Source organism: Curtobacterium sp. BH-2-1-1 (genome assembly GCF_001806325.1).
In the GTDB taxonomy this organism is placed as follows: domain Bacteria; phylum Actinomycetota; class Actinomycetes; order Actinomycetales; family Microbacteriaceae; genus Curtobacterium.
Genome location: NZ_CP017580.1, coordinates 1,202,445 through 1,218,015, shown reverse-complemented (window position 1 = coordinate 1,218,015; position 15,571 = coordinate 1,202,445). Strand labels below are relative to the sequence as shown.

Sequence of the window (15,571 nt, the reverse complement as noted above, 5' to 3'; positions counted from 1 at the left end):
GACATCAGCCATGACCCTGCTGAACGACACACGGTCGGAAACGGTCCTCTCGGGCCGCTACCGCCTCGTGAAGCTCATCGGCACGGGCGGCATGGGGTCCGTCTACGAAGCACGTGACGAGCACACCTACCGTGCCGTCGCCGTGAAGCTCTTCGCCACGCCCGAGTCGATGACCACGGCCGACCGGGTCCGCCAAGAGCGCGAGATCCGGCTGCTCAGCATGCTGTCGCACCCGGGGCTCATCCCGTTGTACGACGCCGGCACCCACGACTTCGAGGACGGTCCGCACCGGTACATCGTGATGGAGCTCATCGCGGACACGACGCTCCTGCGACGGCTCGCCGGGGGCGCCCTGCACAACTACGAGGTGGCCGACCTCGGCGCCCAGCTGGCCGACGCGCTGGCGTACGTGCACTCGCGCGGCATCGTCCACCGCGACGTGAAGCCGGCGAACATCCTCATCAGCGACGAGGGCTCGTCGGGCTTCGCGCGCACCGTGAAGCTCACCGACTTCGGCGTCGCCCACTTCGTCGACGGCTCGCGTCTGACGAACGACGGCACGATCATCGGCACGGCCGCGTACCTCAGCCCCGAGCAGGTCGCCGGTGAACCCATCGGCTTCGCCACCGATGTCTACTCGCTCGGACTGGTGCTGCTCGAGGCCCTGACCGGCAAGCAGGAGTACTCCGGCACCCTCATCGAGGCGGCACTCGCACGGCTCCGCCACGACCCCGAGATCCCGGACGGCATCGCGCCGGAGTGGCGGGACCTCCTCGCGAAGATGACCGCGCGCGACCCCGACCGCCGCCCGACCGCGGTGGCGATCGCGAACGCCCTCCGCGGTGGTTCGGCCCAGATCACCGGTCCGGTGCCGCTGGGGCCGCAGCGCGTGAAGCACAAGCGCGACCACCGCCTGCACCGCGCCGCGCACCGGCACGCCAAGCGTGGGACGTTCGTCACCGTGCGGCGCTGGCGGCGGCGGAACGTGCTCGTCGGGTCGTTCGCGGCCTTCGGCGTCCTGGTCGCCTGCGGGGCGTCCTACGTCGCCGGCACCCTGCACTAGGCCGGTCGCACGGCCGCCGCGCACCCCGTACCGGCGGCCGCTCCGCACCTCCGGGGTCCCTGGCAGGATGGACGGCATGACCGACCAGCGATGGATCAAGATCTGCGGCCTGTCGACCCCTGCGACCGTGGATGCCGCCATCGACGCGGGTGCGGACGCGGTCGGGTTCGTCTTCGCCGCCGGCAGCCCCCGGACCGTGACGGCGGACCTCGCGAAGGAGCTCGTCGAGCGGGTGCCGGACGGCATCGACGCGGTCGGGGTCTTCCGTGACCAGGAGATCGACGAGGTCGTCGGCATCGCCTCGGCCGTGGGGCTCACCACGTTGCAGCTGCACGGCGGCGAGTCGGCCACGGACTTCGCGCGCGCCCGTGACGCCGGGTTCTTCACGATCCGGGCGGTCGCGGCCGAGGACTACCTGGCCGAGACGCCGGAACAGCGCGCGTCCTACGACCACGACCTGCTCCTGCTCGACGCCGCGGTGCCGGGCAGCGGTCGGCTCATCGACCCCGCCTCGATCACGGGGAAGGTCGACGAAGCGTGGATCCTCGCGGGCGGGCTGACGCCGGCCAACGTGGTCGCGGCGATCGAGTCGCTCGACCCGGACGGCGTGGACGTGTCGAGCGGTGTCGAGTCCGAGCGCGGCGTGAAGGACGAGGCGAAGATCCGGGCGTTCGTCGAGGCGGTCCGCAGCATCCCCTGAGTGGTTCGCCGCGCCTCCCGTCCGTCGGCGCGTCAGCGCCCGTTCCGTCGGCGCCCGCTCCTTCAGCGCAGGGTGGGGATCAGCTCCGTGAGGAACGCGTCGGTGTCCTCCCAGCCCTCGACCGCGTGGCAGGGGACGCCGAGGGCCTTCACCGGGTAGTCGTTGCCCTCGGGGTCGAGGCGGTCGCCGACGAACAGCATGTCGTCGAGCGCGACGCTCGTGATCTCGGCCAGGCGCTGCATGCCGTACGCCTTGTCGATGCCCTTGCGGGTGATGTCGACGCTCGTCGAGCCACCGGAACGGACCTCGAGGTCGGGCAGCTCGGCCTGGACGCGCCGACGGAGTTCGTCCTTCTTCGCGCCCGTCGGGTCCCACTGCTTCTTCACGTCGACCGGAGCGGACTGGCCGAGCGCGGAGAACGTGATCTGGGACCCGCGGTCCTCGAGGATGGGGCCCCACGTCTCGGACTCCCAGAAGCCGGCGGCCTTGGCCTCGGCCTCGACCGCGGCCAGGGCGCGCGCCTTCTGCTCGTCGGTGAGGTCCTCGGCGTACTGGAGCGCCCAGTCGTCGCCGGTCCACCGGTAGTAGGCGGTGCCGCAGGTCGGCAGGAGGTGCAGGTCGTCGAGCACGAGCCCGTCGCGACGCCGCAGGGGTGCGACCAGCTGCTGCTCGAACTGCTGGAAGTTGCCGCCGGAGATCACCGCGACCGGCACGACCTCGAGCAGGGACGCGAAGGTCTCGAGCATCCGGGTGTCGAGCGCGGACTTCGAGGGGGCGAGGGTGTCGTCCAGGTCGAAGGCGACGAGGCGGGGCGTGGTCATGCCCCGATCCTGCCAGAGGCCCCCGATCACATGCCGGGTGCGATGCCCTGCCCGGACGGCGCTGCGTGATGTCTGCGGTGTCACGCGCGGTGCGTGGCGGGCACCCGGTCGCGGTCGTACGTGATGTCGGTGTAGCCGTGCGGCGCCGGGGAGCCGTCCTCGTCGAGGTTGACGAACACGACCTCGTCGATGGTGAGGATGCTGCGGTGCGTGAAGAGGTTCCGTGCCTCGGCCCGCATCGTCAGCGAGGTGCGGCCGAAGCGGGTGGCGACGAGACCGATCTCGACGATGTCGCCCTCTCGCGCGGACGACACGAACACGATCTCGGACATGTACTTCGTGACGACCTTGCCGTTGCCGAGCTGGATGATCGCGTAGACGGCGGCTTCCTCGTCGATCCAGCGGAGGAGGCTGCCGCCGAACAGGGTGCCGTTGGCGTTGAGGTCCTCCGGACGGACCCACTTGCGGGTGTAGAAGTTCATCTCGGGGCCGGGGGTGTTCGCGTCGTGCTGCATGTCAGTACATGCTACGCCCCGCCGCACACGGCAGCGGCCGCACCCCGGTGGGGATGCGGCCGCGTGCAGTGGTGCAGGACTACTCCTTGACGAGGACGACCTCGTCGAGGGGGAGACGGGTCCGCGGGGCGACCTCGCGCTCGGCGGCCTTGTCGTCGAGCTGCGACGGGTCCGCCACGGTGCCGATCGCGGTGACCGTGTAGGGCAGGAACCGCTCCGGCAGGTCGAACGCGGCACGGAGGCCCTCGGCGTCGATGCCCGCCATCTGGTGCACGTGCAGACCCTCGGCGTGCGCCTGGACGGTCAGGGCCGCGAGGGACTGGCCGAGGTCGTACTGGGCGAAGGGACGCTCGTCGCCGTCCTCGGTCACGGTCTCGAGCACACCGACGACCAGGGCGCTGGCGCGGAAGGCCCAGGCGGCGTTGAAGCCCAGCAGGTTCTCGTTGATCTTCCGGAACGTCTCGGTGCCACGGCGGCCGGCGATGAAGCGGCGCGGCTGGAAGTTCATGGCCGACGGGGCCCAGCGAGCGGCTTCGAGGACCGCGTCGTACGCCGCGTCGTCGATCGTCGCGGTCTCGTCGTAGGAACGGGGGCTCCACCGCTCCTCGAGCAGGGGGACGAGGGGCTGGCTGGAGTCGGTCGAACGCGTGAGCGTGCTGGAGTTCGTCGAGGTCATGGTGGGCACAACGGTATTCGATGCGTTCGCATTTCCGGCCTGAGCAACGTCACATGGTGCAAGGATGGAGCCGATGGGTGGCGTGTTGACCGGCTTCGCGATCATCGGCGCGATCATCGCCGCCGGGTACGTCGTCGGACGCATCGGACTGCTCGGCCAGCACGCCCAGTTCGTGATGAGCCGGCTCGCGTTCTTCGTGCTCATGCCCTGCCTGCTCTTCCACACGATCGCCACGGCGGACATCCACGTCCTGCTGTCGCCGATGCTGTGGGTGTCCCTGCTCAGCGCGGTCGTGGTGGCCATCGGTGCCGGCGTGGTCTTCCGGGTCGTCCTGCGCCGGCCGCTCACGACCACGACGGTCGGGGCGCTCGCCGCGAGCTACGTCAACGCGAACAACATCGGGCTGCCGGTCGCCGTCTACGTCCTCGGCCAGGCCACCGCGGTCGTGCCGGTCATCCTGCTGCAGCTCATCGTGCTCGCGCCGATCGCGCTGACGATCCTGGACACCGCGACCTCGGCGGGCGGGAGCTGGTGGCGCCGGGTCTCGGGGCCGTTCCGGAACCCGATCATCATCGCCTCGCTCGTGGGCCTGGTCTTCTCGGCAACGGGCATCGACCTGCCGACGCCCGTGCTCGAGCCGTTCTCGCTGGTCGGCGCGGCCGCCGTGCCCGTGGTCCTGCTGTCGTTCGGGATGAGCCTGCACGGTGCGACCCCGCTCCGCGACCCGGCGATCCGGACGGACGTCATCGTGGCGTCGGCGATCAAGCTCGTCGTGATGCCGGCCGTGGCGTTCGTGTTCGCCCGGTTCGTGTTCGGGCTGGGGGACCAGGACGTCTTCGTGCTCACGACCCTCGGGGCGCTGCCGGCGGCGCAGAACGTCTTCAACTATGCGCAGCGGTACGGGGCGGCGGTGCCGGTCGCGCGGGACGTGGTGCTCATCTCGACGATCGGTTCCGTGCCGGTGCTGGTCGCGGTCGCCGCGCTCCTGCACCCCTAGCCGCGTGCCGCATCGGGGCGGCGCGTACCGTGGGCGCCACCGAACGGAAGAGGAGGTCCCCGATGGACACCATGGCGATGATGAAGACCATGTCCACGAGCGAGATGCCCGTGGCGATGGACGCTGAGCTCATGCAGGACACGATGATGGCGATGAACGCCGCGTCGATGGCCGCGACGATGTGCTCCGCGAGCGACATGCAGATGGGTGCCGACATGGCCACGTGTGCCGCGATGTGCTCGAACACGGCGATGATGGCCGACACCGGCATGCGGATGATGATGCGTCCGATGGGCATGGACGTCGACAGCATGCGCGCGATGCTCACGGCCTGCGTCGCGATGGGCACGGCGTGTGCCGCCGAGTGCCGCAGCCACGCGGACATGGACGAGTCGTGCCGCTACTGCGCGATGGCGTGCGACGAGATGGTCGCGAAGTGCGAGGCGATGATGGCCTCGATGACCGCCTGACGCGTCACGCGGTGCGCGCGGTGGTCTTCCGACCGCCGGCGCTGAGGATCTCCGCGGCCGGGTGGTGGGCGACCGGGTCGCCGACCGACACGAGCGTGTCGGCGTCCGCCACCCGCAGCTGCGTCACGCCGCCGTCGAGGAACGCGACCACCACGTCGGCGGGGCGTGTCTCGACGACGATGCCGTCCCTCCAGGCGCGGGGCGTGGCGTCGGCCATGACGCGCTGGATCGGAAGGATCGTCGACGGGGTCGTGCGGGACATGGCTTCACCTGCTCTCGAAGGGGTTCGGTGCAGGCAACGTACGTCGCTGGGTCCGCCCCGCTCAACGAGGGCGGACGCGGGGAGTAACAGAAGGCGTCAGAAGATCATCGGCCGGTCGTCGTCGAGCGAGGTCTCGAGGTCGAGGTCGACCGACACCGGGACGTGGTCGCTCGGCGCGTCGCCCTTCCGCTCGTCGCGGTGGATGCGGGCGTCCGTCACGACGTCCGAGAACGCCTGCGAGCCCATGATGAAGTCGATGCGCATGCCCTCGTTGCGGGGGAAGCGCAGGGACTTGTAGTCCCAGTAGGTGTAGCCGTCCGGCACGATCGGGCGGACGACGTCCTGCAGGCCACGCGCCTCGAACTCCCGGAAGGCCGCGCGCTCGGGTTCGGTGACGTGCGTGTGCCCCTCGAAGACCGAGACGTCCCACACGTCGGAGTCGAGCGGCGCCACGTTCCAGTCGCCCATCAGCGCGAGCGGCTGCTCGGGGTGCGCGGTGAGCCACTCCGAGGTGCGGTCGGCCAACTGCCCGAGCCAGTCGAGCTTGTACGTGTAGTGCGGGTCGCCGACCTCGCGCCCGTTCGGCACGTAGAGGCTCCACAGGCGGACACCGTCGACCGTGACACCGAGGGCGCGGGCCTCCACCGGGAGGTCGGGGCCCTCGTGCCCCTTGAGGAACCCGGGCTGGCCGGGGAAGTCGCGGGTGACGTCCTCGAGCGGGAGGCGGCTGGCGAAGGCCACCCCGTTCCACTGGTTCAGGCCGTGCGCCTCGACCTGGTACCCGGCGGCCTCGAACGCCTCGACCGGGAACTGCTCCGGCTTGCACTTGATCTCCTGCATGCCGAGGACGTCGACGTCCTCGCGCACCAGCCAGTCGACGATCCGACCCACTCGGGTGCGGACGGAGTTCACGTTCCAGGTCGCCACGCGCATGGGTCCGAACCTACCGTGCGCCGGCCCGGCGGGCTCCGCGCGCCGGGCCGTGCTCCCGGGCGGAGCACGGCACGATGGTGTTCGCTGGACACCAGGACGAGACTGCATCGGAGGCACTCATGGCATCGACGACGAACCGCGTCGACGGGACCGCGACGACCGGCACCACGACGACGCAGGTCACCACCAAGGGCCGGACGATCATCGACGACACGGTCGTCGCGAAGGTCGCCGGCATCGCCGCCCGGGACGTCCCCGGCGTCTTCGCGCTCGGCGGCAACGCGGCCCGGGCGTTCGGCGCGATCCGTGACGCGATCGGCTCGAGCGCGCTCGGCCAGGGCGTCCGCGTCGAGGTCGGCGAGACGCAGGTCGCGGTCGACCTGACGATCGTCGTGGACTACCCGACGCCGATGATGGACGTCGCCACCGCGGTGCGCGCGGCCGTCACGACCGCGGTCACCGAGCTCGTCGGGCTCGAGGTCACCGAGGTCAACATCGCCATCAACGACGTGAACATCCCCGCCCTCAACGGTGTCGCCGACGACGCCGAGGGCCGCGTCCGGTGAACGCCACCGTCGTCGGCATGGGCGTCGGCGCACTGCTCGCGATCGTCGCCGTGACGCTCGGGGCCTGGGCGTTCGTCGTGGTGGCCGTCTGCATGCTCGTGGGCGGGATCGTCGCCCGCATCGTCACCGGCGACGTCGACGTGCGCCGACTCCTCGACGTGCTGCGCGGACGCCGGAGCTCGTCGTGAGCACGCCCGCCGTCGCCGGTCCCGGCAGCGGCGGACGGGTCCCCGGCTCCGACCGGATCGGTTCGGCAGCCCTCGTGCACACCGCGCAGGCGGTCGCTGCGGAAGCGCTCCGGGTGTCGTTCCAGGAGGCGCGTGCCCGGGTCGCCGACGACGGCCGCGGTGGGCTGGCGGTCGAGATCACCGCACCGCTCGCCGTCCCCGCGCTGGGGAGCCACGCGGTCCCCGACGAACCCGTCACCACCTCGGCGCACCGCGCCCGCGGCACGATCGCCGAGCGGCTCCGCACCATCACCGGCCGACAGGTCGAACGAGTGACCGTGACGTTCTCGTCGTCCGTCGTCGACACCCCGAGGAGGGTCCGGTGACCGAGCGTTCCCTGCCGGCCGGCCCGACCCACGACCGGGTGTACCGCCGGATCGTCCGCCGCGAGACGAACGCCTCGCGGTCGGGAGCGGTCGTCGTCGCGATGCTCGTCACCCTCGTGCTCGCCGCGGCCGCCGTGTTCGCCGCCGTACTCGTGTTCCTCGACCAGCGCGCGCTCGGTGTCGACCCCCGCGCGGTCGTGGACGCCGCCGCCCGGGCGCCCCGCGGGCTCGACGCGACCGTCGTGGTCGGCATCGCGGCGATCGTCGCGCTGGTCGGTCTCGTGTTCCTCGCGCAGGGCCTCCTGCCGCAGCGTCGCCCCCGGCACGCGATGTCGTCGTCGCGGCTCGCCGTGGTCGTCGACGACGAGGTGCTCGCATCGGCCGCCGCGCGGGCCGCACGGTCGGCCACCCGGCTCGGTCCGGACGCGGCCGTCGGCACCGTCGGCCGTCGGACCGTCGACGTCGTGCTCCGCCCACCCGCGGGTGCCGACGTCCCCGCGGTCGCCGCGACCGACGCCGTGACCGCGGAGTTCGCCGCGATCGACGCGCAGCCCGGCGTCACCGCGCGGGTCCGCGTGCAGCCGACCGGACGGGTGGAAGGATGAACGCGACGAACCGCGTCGTCGGACGGACGGCGCTCGTGCTGGTCGGACTCGCGCTGCTCGTGCTCGGCGTCGGGGCGATCCTCGTCCAGACGCTGCCGTGGGCGGCCACGGCGTGGCACGAGCGTGCCGGCGTGCTCGACGCCCTGGGTGCGGATGCCCCGCGCGAGGCCTCGGTGACGGCGTGGACCTGGGTCCTCGGCGGTGCGGTGGTGCTCGGGGTCCTGGCGATCGTGGTGCTGTCGACGCTCGGTGGCGGTCGGGTCGGCACCGTGGTCGAGGACGACGGGTCCGCCGGCGGGGTCGCCGGTTCGGTCCGGATCGACGCCGCCGCGGTGCAGCACGCGCTGTCGTCGGCGATCGGTGCCATGCCGCAGGTGGGGTCGCTCGCGGTCGACGTGTTCCGGGTCCGGGGCAGCCGGGCGATCCGGATCCGCGTCCGACCCCGTCGCGGAGCCTCGCCGCGCGACATCACGACCGGGGTGGAGGACATCGTCGCCGACCTGGACGCCCTGCTCGGGGACCGTCTGCCGGTCCTGCTCGAGATCGCCCGGGGTGGCGCGGGCTCCGGCCGCACGGACCGGGTGCACTGAGGTCAGCATGCCGCGCTCGATCGACGGACTGTCCCGTGCGCGGGGTGCCGTCGCGGTGCCCGCGGCCGTCCGTGGCGTCGCACGGGGTCGTCCGGTGCAGGCCGTGTGGGTCAACGAGATCGGTGGCCGGACGTTCCGCATCGGAGTGGACGGCCTGGCCGAGGAGTACGTCAAGGTGCTCCCGCACGCCTACGCGCCGTGGATCGTCGGCGAGGCCGCACGCCTGACCTGGGCCTCCCGGTACGCGCGCGTCCCGGAACTCCTCGACCACGGCGTCGACGACGAGGGGGCCTGGCTCCGCACCCGCGCGCTGCCGGGGTGGAGCGCGGTCGACCCCCGGTGGCACGACGAACCGCGCACGGCCGTGATCGCGGCCGGCGAGGGACTGCGGGCGCTGCACGACACCCTGCCCGTGCTCGACTGCCCGTTCGAGTGGTCCACCGTGCAGCGGGCCGGACGGGCCCGCGCTGCCGGCGCCGACCCCGAGGCGCTCGGTCCGGAGCCGCCCGTGGACCGCGTGGTGGTGTGCCACGGCGACCCGTGCACGCCGAACACCCTGATCGGCGCGGACGGCCGGTTCGCCGGGCACGTCGACCTCGACGCCCTCGGCATCGCCGACCGCTGGGCGGACCTGGGCGTGGCGACGATGGCGCTCGGGTGGAACTACGGCCCCGGGTGGGACGGACTCTTCCACGAGGCGTACGGGCTGCCCGTCGACGAGGAGCGGACGGCCTGGTACCGGGCGCTGTGGAACCTGGACGACGACGGCATCGAGACCGCGTCCGGCATCGAGACCGCGTCCGGCACGGAGACCGCCCACGGGACGAGCGCCGGACCGGATGCCGGACGGGACGGCTAGAAGGCCACGCCCCGCGCCTGCATGAACGGCACCGGGTCGACGGTGGCGCCGTTCACGTGGACCTCGAAGTGCGTGTGGCAGCCGGTCGAGTTGCCGGTGGAGCCGACGAGCGCGATCAGCTGCCCGGCCGACACCTGCTGGCCGGGGCTGACCCGGAACCCGCCGTTCACGATGTGCCCGTAGGCCGTCTGGACCCCGCCGCCGTGGCTGATCCGGACGTAGTTGCCGTACCCGCCGTACCAGCCGGCGTAGTCGACCGTGCCGGCCGCCGCCGCGACGATGGGCGTCGAGCACCCGCTCGCGAGGTCGGCGCCGTCGTGCTTGATCACGGTGCCGTAGATCGGGTGCACGCGGTACCCGTAGGGGCTGATCACGTACCCGCTGGCCGGACGGACCCACCCGGTCCCCGAGCCGGACCCCGGCGAACCGCTGGAACCCGAGCCGCTGCTGCCGGTACCGCCACCCCCGCCGCCGCTGCCGGCGTTGGCCGCGTTCGCGGCGTTCTGGGCGGCGATGGCCCGGAGGTACGCCTCGCGCGCGGCCTTCTCCTCCGCCGCCTTGCGCACGGCCTCGCCCTTGGCGAACTCGGCCTCGGTCCGGACCCGGCCGGAGGTCAGCGTCGCGAGCTGGGCGTCGAGCCGGGCCTTGTTGGTCTGCTGTTCGTCGTAGGCGGCCTGCACCTTGTCCGCCGCGGCCTGGGAGGCCTGCATGCGGCGCTCGGCCTCGGCAGCGAGGTCGTCGAGCGCCTCGGACGCACGGTCGGCCTGGGCGGTGAGGGACCGGGCGACGGCGGCGTCGGCGGTGGCTGCGGCCTCGACGCGTTCGGCCTGCTCGGAGAGCTTGCTGAGCGCACCGAGGTTGTAGAGGAGGTCGCTGGCGTCCTGGCCGCCGGAGATCACGGACGCGGTGACGTCGGCGCCGCCGGACCGGGCCATCTGGGCGGCGAACTGCCCCGCCTGGGCGGCGCTCTGCTCGGCGACCTCGGCGTGGTCGTCGGCGTCGGCGCGGAGCCGCTGTTCCTTCTCGGCGGCGTCCTGCGCTTCGCTCTGCGCATCGAAGAACTCGGTGCCGAGGCGCTCGGCCTCGGCCTCGGCCGCCTTCACCTTGCTCGACAGCCCGGAGATGATGCCGCGGATCTCGGTGATCTGGTCCTGCTTGTCGGACTCCTGCCCGCGCGCGGCCATGACCTCGTCCCACGAGGGGTAGGTCGCCGCGCTCGCCACCGGCGCGTCGAACACCACCGTGCCGACGAGGCCCGCGAGCGCGAGGCCGGTGGCGGCGAGACGGAGTCGGACGGCGGCACGGGGACGGGAGTGGCTGGTGGGACGAGTCACGGGCACGAGCCTATACATCCGTTCAGGCACGATCGGCCGTCGCCGCGCGGCTGTGGACAACTTCGCAGGGCGGGCGTTCAGAAGCCGCGTTCCCGCCGGACGGCATCGGCACTGTCGACGACGTCCCGCTGCAGGACGGCGGCGCCCGACGTCCCGGCGTAGTCGTACACGTCGAAGCCGGTGCAGTGGGTGATCGTCGCGGGCGGGCCGAGGGAGTCCTCGACGGCGGTCGTCCAGACGTCGCCGGACCCGATCACCACGAAGGTCGGCGCGGCGTCGCGGTAGGCCCCCAGGTCGACGAGCCACGGGTAGGTCGCGAACGTGTCCCGCACCTGCAGCAGCTGCACGTTCGTGGACGCGTACGTGGCGAGCGGGCGGACGGTCCAGAACTGCCCGACCCCGACGACGTCCCGCCCGTCGGCCCAGCGGTCGAGGCAGGCCGCCGGGTCGTAGCGCGCCTCTGCGACCGCGCGGGCGGTGCTCGGTGCGGTGGCGATCCCGGCGAGCAGCACCCCGGCGGCCGCGAGGGCGAGCACGGCCCGGATGCCGCGTCGCGGCCGGTGCACCTGGGTCCGGCGGACGGCGGTGCGGGCGAGCTCGGCGACCGCGACCAGGGCGAGCAGCGGTGCCGTCACGATCGGCTCGAGGTACCGCGGGGTCTCCGAACCCGCGACGACGACCCCGACCGACACCGCCACGACGGTGACGAGCGGGAGCGCTGCGGCGACGAGGACGGTCCGCGAGGTCCGGACCCGCCATGCCCAGACGGTGCCGCCGACCGACAGGAGCACCCCCACGAGCAGCAGGAGCAGCCCCGCGTCGCCCGCCGCCGACCCCGCGCGGTCGTCGGTGAGTGCGGCGAAGAACCCGAGCGTCTCGCCGGCCCGCGACGGCTGGACGTAGGTCGACGGGTCGAGGGACACGAACGGCCGCAGCGGGATCCGCAGCAGGTACCCGACGACGGACCCGAGGGTGAGCGTCGCAGCGAGCAGCCCGACAGGACGCCACGGGAGCCGGCGGGCGAGTGCCAGGAGCACGAGGGTCATGACGACCGGGGCGGCCGACCACGGGACGTACAGCGGGTTCGACGCCGTCGTGCACGCGGCGACGAGACCGAGCACGACGAGGACCGTGACGGACGCCCGCCCGAGCCGCACCGCACGGAGCACGAGCACCGCGGTGCCGAGCATCGCCAGCACCGCGCCGTAGTAGTACGTCGTCGTGAGGAGCAGGGACGCGAGCTCCAACGAGGTCGCGGTGGCCGACGACTCGGTGAGCACCAGGAGCGTCACGAACCCGAGGGCGACCGCGGACACCGCGATCCGGGCCGACCGCCGGGCCGCCGGCATGAGCTCGTTCGCCGCGGCCCGCACGAGCGCGTACACGGCGAGCAGCACGAGGACGCCGTTCAGCGCGAGCGCCTGCTGCGGCGTGGCCGTCACGACGGAGCAGAGGAGGTAGACCGGCAGCTCCGGGAAGAAGAACAGCGCCGGGGACATCGCCCACTCGAACGGCTGCCCGAGCTGCATCGACCGTTCGACGAGCGGCAGCAGCACCGAGTCCCCGTCGTACCAGAGCAGGGCGACCCTGGAGGTCGCGACGACGTGGCGCAGGGCGATGACGGCCAGGGCCAGCGCGACCAGGGCGCCCAGCGCCTCCTGGCCGACCGCGAGCCGTCGCGCGCGCCAGGGCGAGCCGCCCGTCGGACGCACGACCTCGCTGACCGGGCGCGCGTCGGAGGACATGACCGGAGCGTACCGAGCGTGGCTCGCAGCGCACCCCACCCACACGGGGCAGCGCGCTGCGGGGACGACCGGCTACCCTTGTGGGCTGTGACCGACGCGCGCGACCAGCTCATCCAGTTCATCACGGACGAAGCGGTGTTCCACGGAGACTTCACCCTCACCAGCGGGAAGAAGGCGACGTACTACATCGACCTCCGCAAGGTGAGCCTGGACCACCGTGTCGCCCCGCTCATCGGTCAGGTGATGACCGACCTCATCGGCCAGGTACCGGACGTCGCCGCCGTGGGCGGACTGACCATGGGCGCCGACCCCATCGCGAGCGCCGTGCTGCACCAGGCCGCCGCCCGCGGACTCGCCTACGACGCGTTCGTCGTGCGCAAGGAGCCGAAGGACCACGGCCGCGGCAAGCAGGTCGAGGGGCCGGACCTCGCCGGCAAGCGCGTGATCGTGCTCGAGGACACCTCGACGACGGGCGGCTCGCCGCTCAAGGCCGCCGAGGCTCTCGAGCGCGAGGGCGCGATCATCGCCGCCGTGGCCGTCGTCGTCGACCGCGACACCGGCGCGAAGGAAAAGATCGAGGCTGCCGGGTACCCGTACTTCGCGGCGATCGGGCTGGCTGATCTGGGGCTGAGCGCGTGACCGAGGAGCGTCCGGACGACGCGCACGAGCCCGACCAGACCGCCGGTCCCGCAGACGGGGACGACGGACTGGAGGCACGGCGCGACTCCGCCCCGGACGCTCCGTTCCACGGTCTCCGCAGTGCCGCCGACATCTTCGGTGCGCCGCGGGGCGCGGACGACTGGCCCTCGCGCCGTGAGCGGCGCGAGGCGGAGAAGACCGCGCGCGAGACCGGCGCACCCCTGCCGGACCCGTTCGAGCCGGTGGTGTCCGACGAGCCCGTGACCCCCGCGTCGTCCGGGTCGTCCGCGTCGTCCGCCTCGTCCTCGTCGTCCGCCGAGGACGACTCCACGCAGGCGATCTCGATGCCCGAGCAGCTCGAGGCGCCGTCCGAGAACCCCCAGGCCGACGCCGAGGCCGAGCGGGCCACCCTCTCTGACCGGATCCCCGCAGCGGCCCCGGTCCCGCCGTCGTCGACCGCTCCGCACCCGTCGTCGATCAGCCTGCCGACCGCCCAGTCCCACCGCGACCAGCGTGCGGCCGAGAACCGTGCGATCGACGAGGAGCGGCGCCGCACCGACCCGTTCGGCGCCGGACGCGAGGACGTCGACTGGCTCGGTCGGGCCACGGGCTCGCAGCCGGCCGACGCGCCCGCTGCCCCTGCGTTCCCCGTCGTGCCGCAGCCGGTCGGCGTGGAGAACGTCCTGCCGGCCACCGACGAACCGCCGAGCTTCACGGAGCTGCTCCGCATCGCCGACGGCGAGGGCGAGGGCACCGGCGGGCAGGAGCGCCCGTTCGACTGGGCGATCCGCGACGACGAGGCCGGCGAGGTGCCGGCGACCCTGACCACGAACGCGTTCGACACGACGGCGCTGGCCGGTGGCTCGTGGAGCCTGGCGGACGACTCGGACGACTCGGACGACCCGGACGACGACGTCGTCGCGGGTGCGCTGCCGACCCCGGTCGGCGGGACGCCCGTCGTCGAGCCGACCACGGCGGTGGAACCCGGGCACCTCGACGACGCGACGGAGGCGCCGGAGGACGAGCCGCGCCTCCAGGCCGACGAACCGACCACGGCGCTGCCCGTCGCCGGCGGCCCGTGGTGGGCTGAGCCGGACGGCACCGTGCCGCCGACGGCTGCCCCGCCGCTGGTCGAACCGGCCGCGTCCGAGGCGGAGCCGAGCGCGTACCCCGCGCACCTGCCTCCGGCCGTCGGGCAGGACCTCGACGCCGTGATGGGCATCCGCGGTCACGAGCCGGAGCCACAGCGCGACGAGCCGGCGCCGCTCCCGGCCGCCGCCCCGGACGACCTCGACCAGTCCGAGTGGGACGGTCGCGAGACCAGCGACACGAGTGCGATCAAGGACCTCTTCGGGACCGAGGCGGTCGGGCAGCTCGGTGGGACCGGGTACGACCCGCACGACACCGGAACGCGCATGATGCCGGCCGTCGGTGCCACGCCGGCGCACGCACCCGCGCCCGAGCGCACGCCCGTGCCACCCGTGGCGCCGGTGCCGTCGGCCTCCGCGGGCGGGGGCGACCGCGACAACTTCATCAACGAGGGCTTCGCCAAGCTCCGGAACGAGGGACAGCGCGGGAAGCGGCTGCTCATCTGGGGCTCGGTCGCGCTCATCGTCGTGCTGCTCGTCGCCGTGTTCGCGCTGACGCGGTGGATCCTCGGCAACTCGATCGAGGAGCGCACGCCGGCGCCGACGTCGACCTCGGCGGCCTCGGCGTCGTCGGCGGCGACCCCGAAGGAGACGCCGTCCGCCGCGGCGTCGCAGCCCTCGTCGGCATCGACCTCGCTCGAGACGCTGCAGTTCGCGACGACGCCGGCGGCCCCGGGCGAGCACGCGTGGACCGACCTCGCCGGCGGGGAGTGCCTGTCGCCGTTCACGAACGCGTGGGCGCAGACCTACACGGTCGTCGACTGCCAGACGCCGCACGTCGCCCAGCTCACCGCGCGGTTGCCCGTCTCGGCGAACCAGTGGCCCGGGCCGGACGCGCTCGCGGCCCAGGCGGCCGAGCAGTGCCAGACCTCGGCGGCGTTGAACGCCTCGGCCGCGGCGGCGTACGGCGACGTGCAGGTGCAGGGGTCCTACGCGCCCGACCAGGCGACGTGGGACCAGGGGGACACGTTCATCTCGTGCTTCGTCACCCGGTCGTCGGGCGACACGATGACGGGGTCGGTCGCGCCGAGCGCGTGAGGGGTCGGGCCGGGCGGACCCGGGACGACATCACCGAGGTCGTACGACGTCGATGAT

Annotated in this window: 19 protein-coding genes; 12 read left to right on the top strand and 7 right to left on the bottom strand. The window is 73.0% G+C overall.

Annotated features, from left to right (window positions below; genetic code table 11):
• Window positions 1-10: 10 nt before the first annotated feature.
• Both BJK06_RS05650 and BJK06_RS05645 read left to right on the top strand, forming a co-directional pair.
• A complete protein-coding gene (locus tag BJK06_RS05650) occupies window positions 11-1,063 on the top strand; it encodes a serine/threonine-protein kinase (protein WP_070417064.1) in 1,053 nt (350 codons plus the stop codon).
• 76 nt (window positions 1,064-1,139) lie between these two features.
• Complete coding sequence (locus tag BJK06_RS05645; protein ID WP_070417063.1) at window positions 1,140-1,763, top strand: phosphoribosylanthranilate isomerase; 624 nt, start codon at window positions 1,140-1,142, stop codon at window positions 1,761-1,763.
• Between the two features lie 62 nt (window positions 1,764-1,825).
• On the opposite strand, the gene BJK06_RS05640 is transcribed toward BJK06_RS05645, so the two are convergent.
• The 3 genes from BJK06_RS05640 to BJK06_RS05630 all read right to left on the bottom strand — a co-directional run bounded on the left by BJK06_RS05640 (window position 1,826) and on the right by BJK06_RS05630 (window position 3,775).
• Complete coding sequence (locus BJK06_RS05640; protein WP_070417062.1) at window positions 1,826-2,584, bottom strand: HAD-IIB family hydrolase; 759 nt, start codon at window positions 2,582-2,584, stop codon at window positions 1,826-1,828.
• A gap of 80 nt (window positions 2,585-2,664) precedes the next feature.
• Entirely contained in the window at window positions 2,665-3,099 is a 435-nt protein-coding gene (locus BJK06_RS05635; protein ID WP_083295084.1) for an acyl-CoA thioesterase, read from the bottom strand.
• 79 nt (window positions 3,100-3,178) lie between these two features.
• A complete protein-coding gene (locus tag BJK06_RS05630; protein WP_070417061.1) occupies window positions 3,179-3,775 on the bottom strand; it encodes a nitroreductase family protein in 597 nt (198 codons plus the stop codon).
• 73 nt (window positions 3,776-3,848) lie between these two features.
• On the opposite strand from BJK06_RS05630, the gene BJK06_RS05625 reads away from it, so the two are divergent.
• Window positions 3,849-4,772, top strand: coding sequence for an AEC family transporter (locus tag BJK06_RS05625; RefSeq protein ID WP_070419252.1), 924 nt, complete (start codon window positions 3,849-3,851; stop codon window positions 4,770-4,772).
• A 62-nt stretch (window positions 4,773-4,834) separates the two neighbouring features.
• Window positions 4,835-5,242 (top strand): aldehyde dehydrogenase, encoded by a 408-nt coding sequence (locus BJK06_RS05620; RefSeq protein WP_070417060.1) that lies wholly within the window; start codon window positions 4,835-4,837, stop codon window positions 5,240-5,242.
• Between the two features lie 4 nt (window positions 5,243-5,246).
• Here BJK06_RS05620 and BJK06_RS05615 read toward each other — a convergent pair whose 3' ends face one another.
• Both BJK06_RS05615 and BJK06_RS05610 read right to left on the bottom strand, forming a co-directional pair.
• Window positions 5,247-5,504 (bottom strand): hypothetical protein, encoded by a 258-nt coding sequence (locus BJK06_RS05615; protein WP_070417059.1) that lies wholly within the window; start codon window positions 5,502-5,504, stop codon window positions 5,247-5,249.
• 96 nt (window positions 5,505-5,600) lie between these two features.
• Window positions 5,601-6,437 (bottom strand): exodeoxyribonuclease III, encoded by an 837-nt coding sequence (locus BJK06_RS05610; RefSeq protein ID WP_070417058.1) that lies wholly within the window; start codon window positions 6,435-6,437, stop codon window positions 5,601-5,603.
• A 119-nt stretch (window positions 6,438-6,556) separates the two neighbouring features.
• Here BJK06_RS05610 and BJK06_RS05605 point away from each other — a divergent pair, with 119 nt between their 5' ends.
• The 6 genes from BJK06_RS05605 to BJK06_RS05580 are packed head-to-tail and all read left to right on the top strand — an operon-like array spanning window position 6,557 to window position 9,610.
• On the top strand, window positions 6,557-7,003 hold the full coding sequence (locus tag BJK06_RS05605; RefSeq protein ID WP_070419251.1) for an Asp23/Gls24 family envelope stress response protein: 447 nt from the start codon (window positions 6,557-6,559) through the stop codon (window positions 7,001-7,003).
• On the top strand, window positions 7,000-7,191 hold the full coding sequence (locus BJK06_RS05600; RefSeq protein ID WP_070417057.1) for a hypothetical protein: 192 nt from the start codon (window positions 7,000-7,002) through the stop codon (window positions 7,189-7,191). The genes BJK06_RS05605 and BJK06_RS05600 overlap by 4 nt, the downstream gene beginning before the upstream one ends.
• Window positions 7,188-7,556 carry a hypothetical protein gene (locus tag BJK06_RS05595; protein ID WP_070417056.1) on the top strand — a complete coding sequence of 123 codons (369 nt, stop codon included), beginning with the start codon at window positions 7,188-7,190 and terminating at the stop codon, window positions 7,554-7,556. The genes BJK06_RS05600 and BJK06_RS05595 overlap by 4 nt, the downstream gene beginning before the upstream one ends.
• Window positions 7,553-8,161, top strand: coding sequence for a hypothetical protein (locus BJK06_RS05590; RefSeq protein WP_070417055.1), 609 nt, complete (start codon window positions 7,553-7,555; stop codon window positions 8,159-8,161). Before BJK06_RS05595 ends, BJK06_RS05590 begins: the two co-directional genes overlap by 4 nt.
• Window positions 8,158-8,751 carry a hypothetical protein gene (locus tag BJK06_RS05585; RefSeq protein WP_070417054.1) on the top strand — a complete coding sequence of 198 codons (594 nt, stop codon included), beginning with the start codon at window positions 8,158-8,160 and terminating at the stop codon, window positions 8,749-8,751. The genes BJK06_RS05590 and BJK06_RS05585 overlap by 4 nt, the downstream gene beginning before the upstream one ends.
• A gap of 7 nt (window positions 8,752-8,758) precedes the next feature.
• Window positions 8,759-9,610: an aminoglycoside 3'-phosphotransferase gene (locus tag BJK06_RS05580; protein ID WP_070419250.1), complete on the top strand. Its 852-nt coding sequence runs from the start codon at window positions 8,759-8,761 to the stop codon at window positions 9,608-9,610.
• Here the strand turns inward: BJK06_RS05580 and BJK06_RS05575 are convergent.
• Window positions 9,607-10,944, bottom strand: a complete 1,338-nt coding sequence (locus BJK06_RS05575; RefSeq protein WP_139201829.1) for a M23 family metallopeptidase — start codon at window positions 10,942-10,944, stop codon at window positions 9,607-9,609. The two genes, BJK06_RS05580 and BJK06_RS05575, sit on opposite strands and share 4 nt — an antisense overlap.
• Window positions 10,945-11,021: 77 nt before the next feature.
• A complete protein-coding gene (locus BJK06_RS05570) occupies window positions 11,022-12,689 on the bottom strand; it encodes a hypothetical protein (RefSeq protein ID WP_070417052.1) in 1,668 nt (555 codons plus the stop codon).
• A gap of 87 nt (window positions 12,690-12,776) precedes the next feature.
• Here BJK06_RS05570 and pyrE point away from each other — a divergent pair, with 87 nt between their 5' ends.
• Both pyrE and BJK06_RS05560 read left to right on the top strand, forming a co-directional pair.
• On the top strand, window positions 12,777-13,328 hold the full coding sequence (gene pyrE, locus BJK06_RS05565) for an orotate phosphoribosyltransferase (protein WP_022905654.1): 552 nt from the start codon (window positions 12,777-12,779) through the stop codon (window positions 13,326-13,328).
• Window positions 13,325-15,514 (top strand): septum formation family protein, encoded by a 2,190-nt coding sequence (locus BJK06_RS05560; protein WP_070417051.1) that lies wholly within the window; start codon window positions 13,325-13,327, stop codon window positions 15,512-15,514. The genes pyrE and BJK06_RS05560 overlap by 4 nt, the downstream gene beginning before the upstream one ends.
• Window positions 15,515-15,571 lie beyond the last annotated feature (57 nt).